General features: G+C 58.5%; 7 protein-coding genes. 2 read left to right on the forward strand and 5 right to left on the reverse strand.

Features of this window, described 5'->3' with window-relative positions; genetic code table 11:
- The first annotated feature begins 646 nt into the window (after positions 1-646).
- A complete protein-coding gene (locus tag MTR72_RS15230) occupies positions 647-2473 on the forward strand; it encodes an NEL-type E3 ubiquitin ligase domain-containing protein (protein WP_341510464.1) in 1827 nt (608 codons plus the stop codon).
- Positions 2474-3329: 856 nt separating this feature from the next.
- On the opposite strand, the gene MTR72_RS15235 is transcribed toward MTR72_RS15230, so the two are convergent.
- The gene (locus MTR72_RS15235) at positions 3330-4883 is read right to left on the reverse strand and encodes a methyl-accepting chemotaxis protein (protein ID WP_445819590.1); all 1554 of its coding nucleotides are present in this window, start codon (positions 4881-4883) and stop codon (positions 3330-3332) included.
- Positions 4884-5091: 208 nt separating this feature from the next.
- Complete coding sequence (locus MTR72_RS15240) at positions 5092-5427, reverse strand: hypothetical protein (RefSeq protein WP_341510466.1); 336 nt, start codon at positions 5425-5427, stop codon at positions 5092-5094.
- Positions 5428-7445: 2018 nt separating this feature from the next.
- Between MTR72_RS15240 and MTR72_RS15245 the strand changes: the two genes are divergently transcribed.
- Positions 7446-8063 carry a J domain-containing protein gene (locus MTR72_RS15245; RefSeq protein ID WP_280968978.1) on the forward strand — a complete coding sequence of 206 codons (618 nt, stop codon included), beginning with the start codon at positions 7446-7448 and terminating at the stop codon, positions 8061-8063.
- Between the two features lie 810 nt (positions 8064-8873).
- On the opposite strand, the gene MTR72_RS15250 is transcribed toward MTR72_RS15245, so the two are convergent.
- The 3 genes from MTR72_RS15250 to MTR72_RS15260 form a co-directional block, all read right to left on the reverse strand.
- Positions 8874-9878 (reverse strand): pectinesterase family protein, encoded by a 1005-nt coding sequence (locus MTR72_RS15250; protein ID WP_341510467.1) that lies wholly within the window; start codon positions 9876-9878, stop codon positions 8874-8876.
- 260 nt (positions 9879-10138) lie between these two features.
- The gene (locus tag MTR72_RS15255; protein ID WP_341510468.1) at positions 10139-11434 is read right to left on the reverse strand and encodes a glycoside hydrolase family 28 protein; all 1296 of its coding nucleotides are present in this window, start codon (positions 11432-11434) and stop codon (positions 10139-10141) included.
- A gap of 547 nt (positions 11435-11981) precedes the next feature.
- Positions 11982-13814, reverse strand: a complete 1833-nt coding sequence (locus MTR72_RS15260; protein ID WP_341510469.1) for a hypothetical protein — start codon at positions 13812-13814, stop codon at positions 11982-11984.
- Positions 13815-14450 lie beyond the last annotated feature (636 nt).

Consider the following 14450-nt stretch of genomic DNA (forward strand, 5'->3'; position numbering starts at 1 on the left):
ACGAGTACACCTCCGCTTCCCAAGGCCGCGAAGCAGCTAGGTCCGCAGAGCAAATGATCATTCGAAGGCGTGTGCGCGTGGTCCGCGACTGCCGTCCAGCACCTCTTCGACACAGGCCGATACGAGCCTAACCTGGACAATAGATCGATACTGCTGCCCGCAGTCTGCCATCTCGCAGGCCAGACAAGTCCGGAGTACCGTCAACGGTGGCAGCCTTCGCCCTTAGCAGGCCCACCTGTCGATCAGCTGACGAGTGTCGCTGCAAAAACACCCAGATCGTTGGGTTCCCCACCAACGGCAAATACCAGCGCGGCAGCGATTGTCTTGGCACGAGAGAGGACCGACGCGGACGTTGGGCGTTGGAGAGCGTGCGCTCTTGCTTCGCAGGTAGTTGGAGAAAGGCACCGCCGCCACGCGTGGGCTTTATACTTGAGCCGCTGCTGGGTGGTTATGCGCGGAAACGCGTCAGCGGAAAATATCTTACGGTCAGCGGATCGGCCGATCAAATCCTGCACCCAGGGTCATGCCAGCTTCGTTGCCATCGATGCCACTTACGGCGACAGTCTGTCAGCTTATCGAAAGCTACTGGTCCTAGAGCATTGTCACCGTGGGCTGAGTCTGCGCTCAATTTCGTGAGGAGGGTGGGATGGATCCAATTGAGACAGGACATATTCAGAGCAACGGTGGCATCCCTTCTGTATCTTCCGGACAGCAGGACGGGCAAGACGAAGACGCGGCGCAGTGGAACGCGGTCGTGACAGGCTCCGCAGCAAACTCCAGAGATTCCGCCCATATTGAGGGCGAGCGAGATGAGGTGCTTGAGAATTGGGCTGCTGAACCGGAGGTAGGCCCGCTCGAGGATCGGGAAGAAGCGGTGCGCCGAGTGAATACTCTGGGTGAGACCACTACACTGGATCTTGGATCGCTGTCCCTTACAAGCCTGCCAAGACTTCCGAGCATTATCGTTGCGCTTGATGTGCCCTTCAATCGGTTGACCACTCTGCCCGATAGCCTGCCTGCTTCGCTCCGGCGTCTTGACGTTAGGGGCAATCAGCTGACCACCCTGCCCGAACTCCCGACCGAGCTCAGAGGCCTCGACGCGAGCTCAAACCGGCTGAGGAGCCTGCCTGGGGTCCTACCTGCTGAGCTCGAGCATCTCGACCTCAACCACAATCAGCTGCAGGAACTGCCCGAGGTGCTCCCTGCTTCGCTGCAGTTTCTCCGCGCCAGCCACAATCAGTTGGCGAATCTGCCGGAGACCCTTCCCGCCACCCTCCAGTTTCTCGACGTCAGCGAAAACCAACTGACGCGTCTGCCGCGGCACCTCCCTGCTTCGCTGGACTTTCTCGACGTCGGCCAAAACCAATTGACGAGCCTACCGGACGACCTGCTGACGCAATTGGTCGCTCCTGGCAGCATAGTTCTGACCGACAATCCTCTGCCCGAGCAGGTGCTCGCGAACCTGGATACAATCCTAAGCGCCGAGGACTATGCCGGTCCAACCGTCTACCATTCGCACAATGACGAAAGTGAATTGTCCGAGACAGACGATGAACAGCCCGATGCTCTCATTGAAACGGTCGCAAACTGGCTCCGGGGAAATCCACAGGAGGGTGATCGAGAGGTGCTGGCCGCTTGGCAGAGCGTCGCTGAAGAGCCGGGCGCCCGGGAATACGCGCTCTTCCTTGGCAAACTGTTCGAGTCCGCGAACTCTGGCAACGAAGAATTCCGGCAGTCAGTGGCCAATGATCTGCGCCAAGTGGCGCAAAACCCGGAATTGCGTAAGCGCTACTTCCAACTGGCCCTGGACGCCAACGAGAGCTGCGAGGATCGCAGAACTTTGACCTGGAACGGCATGCAGACCGCACGCCTCATCGCAGAGGTCGAGAACGGCGCCTATAACAACAAGGCCCGCCTTCCCGATCTCATCGATCTGGGGCGGGTCATGTTCCGCCTGGACGCGCTGGACAGAATTGCGCGCGAGAAGGTTCACGCGCTAGGCTCGGGCAACAACGTCGAAGACATCGACGCCATTGAGGTCTCTCTTGCTTATCAAAATAAGCTCCGCGAGCGGCTGGGACTGCAACACGTCGCCCCGAACATGCGCTTCTTTGAGGTTTCCGGTGTGACCGACGCTGACGTTGACAGTGCAGAGACATCCGTGCGCAACCGAGAGGCGGCGGAATTCGCCGACTATTTGGCGATGGACTGGCAACCCTGGGACGACGTTGTGAGTCGCATCGCACCCGAAGACCACACCAGGGCGCACGACCAGCTCCTTGCTGCAATGGGCACGGAGTTCCACAGCCGGCTACAGCAACAGCTCACCGACAAAGGTTTGATCGGGGTCGAAGCTGACCTTGTCGAGGATGCCAAGATAGAGTTGGGCGCCGCAGTTCGCAAAGAGATCGCCCGTGAGATCAAGGGGGCTCTCAGAGATAAGGTGCTCAATGAGCACGGCCTCACCCTATGAAGCGGCCTTTGCAGTATTAGAGCAGCTTCCGGCCCGGTCACTCCTGGGTCGTCCTCAACCCGGATGGTTGTCTCAGCTCACCGGTGTATGCCAGGCGGGCAGCTCTGATCGTCTCTTACCCTGGATGCAGGCGAACGGCGGCGAAATGGCAATCAGCTAGTTCCTATCGGATTCCTGGGAGTTGCCACCATCGTATTGATCGCCTGGCTTGCAGCGATAGTTTGGGCGAGTTGGAGTTTGATCACGAGGATTCTACGGTAAGCACCAAGAGGCCGGAGGAGGATTTCGCAGGCCTTTCCGTCCATTTCATTATCCGGATGTATGAGTTCATTCGTGATCCGGTGGCGACGGATGCGACAGCGGGCACAGGGCTTGTTGGAATTCCGGCGAGGCATCGCGCCGACAGTCTGCTTGCTGAGATCAACCGCAGTGGACTTGTAGGCCTATCGATTGGCCGCCCTTGTAGGTGAAAGGCCAGCCGAGCTGATGGCGGCCTGAACACATTCCGGCAGGTTCGGTTTCTTTCGGTCGAAGCCGCTGGAGCCATCAGACGTACAGTAACAGACGTCGCTTGACCAAGTTCGGAGCTGGGCGAACGTGTTCCACCGCCGCATCTAGCTTTGACTTCGACCTGACGAAAAGCGGCAATCATTCCATTCCTGGGTGCACTCATTCCACGCAAAGTGGCGCTTTGCACGAGATGAAGTACCTATTGTCGGCAGCTGCTGCCCTCAAGCCCTATTGGGCTCTTGTCCGTCGGTCGCGCCCCCGAGAGGTCGGCGTGGAAAATACATCCGACCAAGATAAAGGGACATGCGCACTGGAGCAGCGCTTCTTCAGGAGCGTCAAAGCTTTGCTAAGCTTCCGCTACCCTGGCCAGGAATCTCTGCACTTCCAGCTTCAGACGATTGCTATCCTCAGCTAGGGACCTGGCAGCGGAAAGCACCTGCGTTGACGCGGTGCCCGTCTGATCCGCACCTCGATTGACTTCGGCGATATTTGTGGCGACCTGGGTCGTACCAATTGCCGCCTGCTGCACATTCCGGGCAATCTCTTGGTTTGCAGCGCCTTGTTCTTCCACAGCAGACGCGATGGCCGAGCAACTTTCTGAGATTCGGCCAATAACGCTGGTGACTTCTTTGATGCTTGCCACTGATTCCTTGGTGGATGACTGAATTCCACAAATCTGATCACTTATCTCCTTCGTCGCCTTCGCGGTCTGGTCCGCTAACATTTTCACTTCTGATGCAACGACTGCGAACTCTCGCCCAGCGTCTCCGGCGCGGGCTGCCTCGATTGTCGCGTTCAAGGCCAGAAGATTTGTTTGAGATGCAATTGTGTTGATGAATTGGATGACGTCACCGACCTTGCCGGCGGCCTCAGAGAGAGACAGAACGCGCTTGTCAGCGCTCGCGGCTATTCGAACGGCTTCACTCGCAATACGAGCTGACTCCTGCACTTGCCGGCCAATCTCATTTACGGAAATCGACATTTCTTCTGTGGCCGATGCAACGGACTGAACGTTCGCGGACGCCTGTTCGGAGACCGAGGCTACAGCGGTCGAGAGTCGCTGTGTGGATTCGGCAGTGTTTGCCAGTGAGCGAGCCGACGCCTCCAGTTCTGTGGACGCCGAGGAAACGGTTTCGACAATTTCCCCGATGGCCGCGTCGAACGCATCTGCAAGCCTGCGCATGTCGGACTTTCGTTGCTCAGCAGCGATACGATCATGAGCTAGTTTGGCTTGGGTTTCCGCCTCCGCCTTCTCGGCCGACTTCACCTTGAACCTTTCGACCGCATTCGCAATTTCCCCAATTTCGTCCTTGCGACCAAGACCGTGGAGCACAACATCGAAATTGCCCCCGGCCAACTCGAGCATCGATGCTGTCAGATTCCGGATCGGGCCGCTAATGCTGCGCGAGGTAAGCACCGCGAGGATGAAACCCAGCAGCAAACTGAGAGCGCCAAGGATCAAGGCTATCATCACGCCCAATCCAAGGTTATCTTCCGCCTTTAGCGCAGTGGCTTTCGAAGCCTTCTCGTAATCAATCGCGAGCGGCTCTGAGAGTTCGTCAACCCGACCACCGGCGGCGAGTGCGGCACTTACGGCCGATTTCGCCGCGGGCGTATCTAGCGCGCTATTTCTTCCTCTAAATTCCTTCAGCCCGAGCGCCTTCGTTTCATCGTCCTCGACAGCTTTTTTGAGATCCAGCACTCGCACCCGGCGCCCCAAGTCCTTGGTGTCGGCAGCGAGATCCTCAAGCCGTGCAAATGTTCGCCTATAGGTATCTGCGGCCTTCTCCCAATGCGACGGATCATCGGTTGCCAAGGCCATCCATACATGCATCCGAGCTTCAAATACTTGCTTTTCGATGCGCTCATCTCCGGCTACGTGGTCTTTTTGGCGAACCACAGTCGCCAACGATCCGTTCGCGCTCCGGGAGGTATGGATCGAGTAACCGACATTGCAACGGACATCAGAAGAAGCGATCCAAACCCAGCTATCAATCGACCGGTGATTTTGATGTTTGCAAACACTTGTTGTGGCTCTCTGCTAAAGGGTGGTCGTCTTACCTCGAATGTACTTCAGCGATCCCATCGTAAAACGAGGACCGTCAGCTCTAAAGGCTGGCAGATTTCCGTTTGGCGAGAGCAAGCTCTCGCTCGATTAGATCGAGATCGGCTTCCAGCCTGGCCCTAGCTGATGAATCGGCAATCTTGTGTATGGCCGCTCGTATCTGGCGATGGTTCTCCTCCAGCGTGGCAATCGCACGCGCGATCGTGAGCTTGGCATTGGCGCGGGCGGCTTTGAGCCGCTGATTTGCACCTCGACCGGAATCACATGCTATTGCGATCGGCGCTAATGGCGCGTCACGCTTAGCAATCGCCATCGTTTGCATTGGCTCAGTGCGCCGCATGGGCGCACCAGGTCGACGAAATTTCACGACATTGAGCATTTTGAACCTCGACCAAAGTGCCTCAAAAATACGAGCGCGCAGTCATGCGAATGGTTCTGCGGATAACTCGACATACATGCGCAGCGGCTTCGTGTTCGCTCTGGTTGTAAGTCGGCCGCAGTTAACAAACTTCTTTAAATGCAGGTCGTCCGCTTTGCGCGCATCAACGACTGACCGCGTACATCGTTTTAAATTGCAGGGTCCACTGGCAACACAAACGTTGAATTACCGCGCCAGCCACCTGAGCTACGCAGAAAATCTTCGTAGCGGACGGACAAAACGCCCTCAAAACGCATTACAGTATCTCCGAGCATGTACCGCGTGGATTCGAGCGGTTAATCCAACCACCGACGACCCCGCAAAAAATTATTCCGACAGGCAGTCGACGAAGGCAGGAGTTGACTGAGATCCGACGGCCGGGCTGCCCCTCATGGTCGGTGCCCGCGCCGCATACCGCGCGGCATCCAACCCTATGTCTCTCGATATGACTTCTTACTGCGGGAAGCTTGGCGTTTCGTCATCCAATGATGAGACGGTGCAAGCAGACGTGTAGGCAATGGGGCACTTGTACATAACGGACGGAAATGTCCCGTGGATCGCTGCGCACCGGTCTCGCGGATGCAAAGCAGTTGTTTTGACGGGTTGCTGGCCGGAATCGCCCCACAGGGCCGAGAGCTGCGCCGTCCTCTATTGGGTTCCTACTCTGGTCCGCCGGATCACCGCAGATACTGATCTGCAAATAGAATGCGGGCGGACGGCGCGACAGGCGAATGCGACGCCCTGGGATCAATGTGACCTTCTGTTGGGCAGGGCTAGCGGCGGCAACGATGATTGTCGCCGTCAAGCCGCGGAGGAGGTGCGCAGGCTGGAGGAGAGTTTGAACCGATCATGGGCTTCCACTTAATGACGAGTTCGCACCGATTGCGTTTCACGTCTTGACCGCGGTCGCTCCCTAGATTGGTCGAGCTGTTTCGTAAAGGCGTGAGGTCCAGGCTCCGCAACTTTTCGGGCAAATAGAGTTGCGCTGCCGAAAGCCATCGCCACTGCGGGCCGGCCGCACCGCATGCGCATAGGGCTGCAACTCCCACAACAGGCGGGTTGTACTCATGCACGATGTCCGAAATGCTCTTCTGCCCGATCCTTAAGGACGGATATTCGCTGACTGATCGTCTCGCTTGTTTTTGGGTCATGCATTCCAGTACCCGACGAGGGCATAATCGAGATCCAATTTCTGATTCACGGTGCATGTCCCGTCGTCGCCAAACTGCCAAAAGCGCCAGAGCTCGAAAAACGATTGTCTAAAGGCGACATCGCCGCGCTGGGTGACGCTTCGGCACACGATGCTCTGAGGCAATTGGCGATAAACTGGTGTTTCATAGGATCCGACTCCCCGCAAACGAATTGCCTCGACATAACCATTAGAGCTGCATCCGGGACGTGGACCAGCGCCTTGCCAAGCACCTCCTACAACACGGCTGTCGTGCCAGCGCCAGCATCCACCCGCTCCAACAGCGAAACGTCCGAGACTTTGCTGGGTCGGCCGGTGAGCAGGGGGGCTTCGTCAGCGGCGGGCCGGCGCTGTGACTTGCATTGATCCGTGAACGAGCGGGGCCGAATTCCCTTCAGATCGCGACATTGCGCTTTCTGTTTCGCTACGAAGACGGAAGACTTTCCGAGCTTCTAAACAAAATTAAGAAGACGCCGCTCGCGTTCCTCGCTGCGCACATTACCGAGCATTGCCCTTCGCTGGATCCTTGAGAGTATTCGCACCGGTCCCATTAAAGACGTCCGTGTGCAAAACCCGACAGCAAATTTCGATTGAGCCGATCTGAAATCGCAAAGAGATGATGGTCTGAACCAAGCTCGCGCGTCCTGGCATGTCCATTGCTAGGAAGTGCCTGTTACATCATGCGACTGACTGGACGCAAAGGCCGAGTCAGACCCGACTTGCCGTCCAAACCAAGTCTCTAGCATAGAAGCGGCTCTGTTAACTGCCGCTCCGCCAACGGAGCCAGGTCATGTTGATCGACACATCCAAAATCTTCGACTCCATTCGCATCAATAAGCAGGAAGCGCAGGAGCGCCAGACCACTGCGCTATGCGAATGGCCTGGCTGCCAGAACAAGGCTACCCATCCCGCGCCCAAGGGCCGCGGCAATGCGCGCGACTATTGGCACTTTTGCATCGAGCATGTTCGCAAATACAATCAGTCCTACAATTTCTTCTCGGGAATGGATGCGGAAGCGGTTGCGCGCTACCAGAGGGACGCGCTGACCGGCCATCGTCCGACGTGGAAGATGGGCGAGAGCATCAGCGCACACAAAATGACCGGCAGCACTGCCAATTTCGAGGACGACTGGTATGCCCTCTGCACGCTCGTCGAGCTGAACGGACGCGCCGGTACCCGCCACCGCGCGAAGGCCAAGCCTGAGGCGCGCAAGATTTTCAATGTCGAGGGCAACGCGTTGCAGGTGATGGGCCTGAATGCCAATGCGACGCTCGGCGATATCAAGGCGAAGTACAGGGCGTTGGTCAAGCAGCACCATCCCGATGCCAATGGCGGCGACCGCTCCACGGAGGATCGCCTGGTCGAGATCATCAAGGCCTACCAGTACCTGAAGACCGTGGTGCGCTAGAGCTAGCCCGAACATCTCAGCAGGCCTCACGGCGCATCGGAAGTGGAGGACGGAACCATCCAGAGCTTTGCTCTGGCTATGCGGGCAGTTTGATTTCCCTGGCTAACGCTTTCGGGCGACCATGGCGGACAATCGACACGATGACCGGTTCGTTTCGTTCCGCGCAGCGGTCAGGAAGAAGGGCCCGGAAAAAGGGATGCGGCAAGATCCTGCGCACGTGGCGGCTGCATCGGCCCAGCGGTGAGCTCGTGGAAATGCCAAACGGCTCCTTCCACTCCTGACGGCTGAATCGCTACTACCGCCGGTTCCACCTTCGAAGCTCCAACAGGAGTTGCGCACGATCGATCCCTCCGTTGTTCGAGAAGCAACACGAAATTACGAACCTATCCGGGGACACTCGTTGGCTCTATGGAAAGGGTTTCGGCGCAGAAGCGACCCATCCAGGCCTATTCGCTCGGTGGCGCCGGATCAACGATCGATCACGAGAGCCGATGGATCGCGGCGCTCACGGCCAGTTCTGACATAGCCAGGAGCTGTAGCGCCCCGCGCCACCGACCTATCTCAAGGGCTCTGCCGATCGCAGCGAGGCAAGGCAGGCATCGTGAACTTGATCGCCTTCCACACCGTGCATCGCGTTCATCAAGCACTGGGCTATCGCACGCAGTTGCGCGTTTCCCTGTTCGTGAGTAACCGTCTGGTGAGGCTTTCGATGACCCACAAATATGATGCCCAGCGCGTTGTCGGTGGCAGCCCACGCCGTCGTCATATCCGCACTCCCCCGTCGTTCATCAGACGATCGCCGTCGTCTCGTCACCGTTGCTTTGTCTTCCATCGATATGGTTCTCTTGGCAGCCAATCTGTGGCGCCTCCGAAGAACACGCTCAGCGACCATCTCGCAGCTTCGCCATCTGTCAGTTGATGGGAGTGAGGCTCGCGGGCTGAGGGGTTGGCCCCGGCGCCGAAGGATCTGTATTCGGCATAATAGCTTGTCCTCAACGTATCGGTCTTGCCGGGCGTCCATTCGCGCCACCCTTCCCCGATCACGGGGGCATCTATCTTCGCCGACAGGAAGACCACTGTGGCGTAGGGGCGCCAAGGGCGGCCAAGTGCGATATAGCCCGCAGCGGGGTCGGCAGTTAGCCTGCAATGATCAAAAACATAGCCACTGTCCTCATCCGGCGCTGCCTTGCTCTGAGCAGTATAGATGACCGCTTGATTTGCGATGCCGTGCAACTCACATTGCCGGAACCAGGCCTTGGCGTTGCCAAATATGAAATCGACATGCCCTTCGATGTAGCAGTTCGAGAAGTATTGTCGTGACATTCTGCCGTTTGGTCCCTTGCCGGCAAATAGCGTGTCCTGGGCACCGAGCAGGCGGACGCGCGTAACGACGTCCCTGTCTCCGGTAACGGACAGCGCTACCGCCTGCGAGGGGGGATTGGCCGGATTGAGGGCGTAGTCGTTCTGGATGGTCAGATTCTCGAGCCGAAAGTCATCGCCAGCGGCATCCAGCGTCGCCGAACGGGCGGTTCCTCCTACATTGATCGCGCCGTCGCCATACACAATGACCGTATCCTCCGGCTTCCTGCCAGTCCCTTCGATATGAATACCGGATTTGGAGATTTTGACCTTCTCGCGATAGACGCCCGGCGCGATCCGGACATTTCCGCCTTCCGCCGGCAACGCGTCGATGGCTTGCTGCACGGAGTGATAGTCTGCATTTCCGGCATGCGACACGAATAGTGGCTCAGCGTACGCTGCCGGGATGCAGAAACATCCGGCCAGAAGCGCAGCGGAAGGCACGAAAATTCGCATGTGATCTCACTCTTCGTTGAGTTCGCGACACGCTCGACGCAGTCGATATGAGATACCGCCGCGGGATAGCCGCCGTGCATGGTCAAACACATTTTCCTCGCCAGCCCAGAATCCCCACGTGACTCTCGCAATTGCGGTCCTGCAAACCCGGCGGCGGCCCGCAACGAAGTACCGGACATGAGGCTGAGGTTCTGCAAGACCAGCGATTTAGGCCGGCCGATGCCGAACTCACCAGCCGGGTTCGGCGCCGGGTGTCGTACTTAGCGATTGCCCTCGCGGAATGCTATGGCACATGCCTCCGATCCGCGCAGCGGTTCTGTGGCTCGTCCCGGCAGCGGCGGCGACACGTCAGAGGGACTTGCGGTCACCTTCGCGTGTTCGAGTTGCCAAGTCGCGGAATTGGCAAATCGGACATCCTCGAGTGCAACGTCGAGGGCATGCCGCTCGTCTACGCCGCGCATCAGCAGCACACCATTGTCGCCACGCACATGGCGCAGAACGATCTGCCGATAGACCGGAATTCTCGTGCCTTGCGCGCGCGGATCATATTTTGCATCGAACGCCACCGGCCACCGGTTGCCCCTCAGGCACACGTTCTCATAAGTCACGCGCTCGACCAGACCGCCTCGACTGACATCGCTCTTGATGCGCAGGCCCGACGTCGTACCGTCCAGCGTGAGATTACGCACCAGTATGTCGCTAACTCCGGAATTCACCTCGCTGCCGATAGACATGCCGTGCCCCCAGCCGAAATAATTATCAAGGATGGAGATATGGCTGCTTGAGCCATTGTCGCCGGCCTTGATTGCAACGTTGTCGTCTCCCGTGCGGATGAAGCTGTGGGTGATGGTCACATCCTGGCTCGCGCCGGGGTCGATGCCGTCGGTATTGCGCGCATCCGCCGGTGAATCGATGGTGAGGCCCCAGAAAGTGGCACCTTCGACCCGGTTCATCGCGACATGGAAATTGGGGGCATTGCGCAAGGTGATACCAGAGAACGTGATGTCCTGCGCATGATCGATCTGGATCAAGCGCGGGGCGTTCTGGTTGCCGCCCTCAGCTTGCGCGCGGCGGGCCAGCTGCCACCAGGTTTCGGCCCCGCCGCCCATCATTGCGCCGCCCTGACCATCGATGATGCCCTCGCCGTAGATGCCGCCGCCACGCGTTTTGGAAAAGCTGATGAATGGCCGGCAACCGTCGCCCTTACCCATGATGCGACCACATTGTCCCCGGCCCTTGTCGTAAGCAGCTGGTTCGGGGATGGCGATCAGCGCCGCACCGCGTCCGATCCATAAGGTCACGCCCGATTTCATCTCGAGTGGACCTGAGTGAAACTCGCCGCGCCCGAGATAAACTGCAGCGCCAGCCGGGCAATGTTCAATGGCGTCCTGTAGGCTAACTGTATCGTTCTGGCCGGAAGGCACAGGGCGATCGCAGACCGTATGAGGTGCAACAGGTTCGGTGATAGTCCGGCGGTCTTGCGCTTTTGCGGCGGGGCAGACAACCATGGAGGCGAGTATGGACAATAGGGCCCAGTTGCGAAAACGCTTTGTCATCGACGTGCTCGTGCTTTGTCACACGCATCCTTGCCGCGTGCCTTGTCTGCTATTGAGCGCTGGCTCGATCGAGCCGCCGCGCGCGTCACTGGCCCGCGCAAGATGACATTTATAAGACGCAGCAGAGGCCTCGACTGTGCGATCGCGCCGTAGCACCTTGCCTATGCACGAAAAAGACGAAGCGTTGTGCGATAGACCAAATCCAAACATTGAGATCGAGCGCTCGCGGGGTTAGGGACATGGACTGTTCATCGCCGCTGGCGCTAAACATTGTCGAAGGCGATCCGCTGCGCTTCGATTGAGCCCCGGCTACTTGGCCGCTGCCAGATCGCAAGGGGTCGAAACATCCAGCACTCCCAACCACAGTCGAAAATGCGGCCGATATTCGCGCCAGCTGGCGCTCGCTCAGCAAGTGATGCAGGCGAACCCGGTTCGCCGAAACGCAAGGCGATACGTTCGATACAAGCTAAATGCTTGCAGGTTTTCCCGGGAGTTTAAGCGGTCGCGATAGCGAGTTCAGGGCGTCTGCGACAATGGCTCGTGTTCTCTAATAGTTGCTGGGAAACCGGCGTGGCGGTTGATCCGCCGCTGAGGATGCCGGCTCATCTTCAAGCAATCGGCGAAGCTCTCCTGGCGGCATCGGCTCCTCGTTGAATATAAACGCATCTGGATCAGCCGAAACAGGCAAATTGCCGAGCGGCTGATCCGGCCCGGACGGCACGGGCTCATCATCCAGCAGTCCACGGAGCTCGCCTGGTGAGAATGGCAGGTACTCGAAATCGAGTGCCGCGGTATCGGCCTGAAGCGGCAAGTGGCCGGCGAACTGGTCCACTCCGCCCGGTGGATCATAGATCAGTCGAGCAAACTCCCCTGGAGAAAGCGGCAGGGAATCGGAACTGAATACATTTTGATCTATTGAGCTTGAGTGCCGGTCGAATAGCTGATCTGGCAGCGGTGGTGTGGATTCGTCATCCAGCAGTCGCCAAAGCTTCCCAGGAGAAAGGGGGGCTCGAGCGATAACAGAAGCTTCTGCACCTAGCGAGCATGCGACCTCCTGCGCGAGTTGATCCGGCCCAGACGGCGTGGGTTCAATATCCAACAACCGCGACAGCTCCCCCGGAGAAAGCGGCAGGGGCGCGAAAGTAAAGGCGTCTGGATCTGCCGGCGCTGTGAGCTCATCGGCGAGCGGATCCGGATCCAACAGCGCAGACTCATTAGCTAGCAACTGGGAAGGCTCCGCGGGAGCAACCTGCCGGGTATTCAAGGTGAGCTCCCCTGGATCGACGGAGACCGGCGAATGCACTGATTGACGGTCCAGTGTTCGCCTGCGTTTCGCCGGGCGCTCCATGAGATCCTCTGGATCCGAAGTGAATTCTTCCCGATCGGTGGAAGGCGACAGGAGGTTGGATTGATCATCCCACCCGCCCTCAATTTGGTCGCGAAGCTCCTGTTCCTGCCTCAGAAGTTCGGGATTCTCGGCCATGACGGACGGCTCGACGCGATCATCATCATCGAGGAGCCGCCAAAGCGCCTCCGGGATGAGATCCGATCTTGGCGAGCCGGCGGCGGCGCTGCTTTTGGCCTGGTCAGGGCCGTCTGATGCGGAAGACACTTGCTCCGAACCGTCCAAGCCCCCTCGATGCTCACGCAGCGCCCAGAGCGAACCCGTCATTCTCTTCCAGTTCTTCGGGAAGGCTTCCTTAACATAGTCGTACAGCGCATCATCGCTTGTTCCAGCAAGCGTCTCGCCCCGCATCCCGAGACTGTTCGACAGCTTGCGAAGCATCGTGTCATGATGCTGGACGGTCGCCGGCGCCCAGTGCTTGCTCTTGATACCTTCGTCTATGACGCTTTCGATAAGCGGCGCACCAACTTCAGTTGGAGCAACACGTGTGCGGCCAGTACTCATCGAAGTCGCGGCACGCGCGCGCCTGACCCTGACTGCAGGTGAACCTCCGCGCTGTTCTTGAAGTGCCCGCAAAGCCATACCTACGTGCTTATTCTCCTTGAACACGGTGTCAGAGAGCTGATTTAGTGTATTATCATCACTGGCTTCGAGCGACTGGCCGCGCTCGCCGAGGTAATTCGCCACCTTGTAAAGCATTTGAGCATACTTCTCGGCCGTCAACGGCGACAGTTTTCGGCGAGCACTGACGCCGCTCATGATCTCGTGAATGTAATTAAAATCCGCGCGCGACACATTCGGCGGCGGTTTGCGGCCGGGGCGCCGGGCAAGGCCAGCGGAATCGGCCGCGCGCGCCGCATCTAATTGCTGCTCGAAGGCGTCTTCTGCCGCCTGGTTCGGTTGATCGTCTGGAACGGCGTGCTGTACCGATGGCGGAGGTGCTGCATTGGATATGGCGAAATTGTGCGAGTCCATGCCAGCCTCCCGTCCAGGATCACTGGGTTAGCCCGTATTCGGAGAAGCTTTCGAGAAGCTGACGAGGCTACGGCCGGCACCGGATCGCATTCGCACCGGGAACCCTCTTCCTGGTTCTCACGAATTTAGGTGACTGCCGTTCCTGCCCTCCTGATCGCATCGTGATCGTTTGCGGACATAGTCAGCCAGTTCTCGTCATCCTCCATGCGATGCCGGATGAGGCATGGTCGGCTTCCGCGGTCAGCTCCGCCGGTGACCCGCATGCCTTACCCTACTGCCATAGCCGACCATCGTGTCATTGAAGCGCCCCTCGCCGTTCAGACACGTCTTGCGGTAATTTGAAACGCCTTAAGACGGACAAAAAGACCGAACCGGCTGGCTCAAGGTGGAGAGCTTTGACATTCCCTTCAGAACCTCTACGTGAGCAGCCCCCGAAACAAGACGCTCTAGCCAAAGACGCGGCGATACGTCTCATATGTGGTGCTACTCTGCGCGCATCCCCTGGCCAACGCACCGCGGTCAACCAAAAAGCCGAGCCTATCGACAGGGCCGCACCCAGTTGTCCGGTTCGCCCGCCGGGCTCTCAACCCCATGCGTCTCGAGATCTTCACCAACTCCGCGACGAAACGTTTCGCC

This window comes from Bradyrhizobium sp. ISRA442 (genome assembly GCF_038085055.1).
Taxonomy (GTDB): domain Bacteria; phylum Pseudomonadota; class Alphaproteobacteria; order Rhizobiales; family Xanthobacteraceae; genus Bradyrhizobium.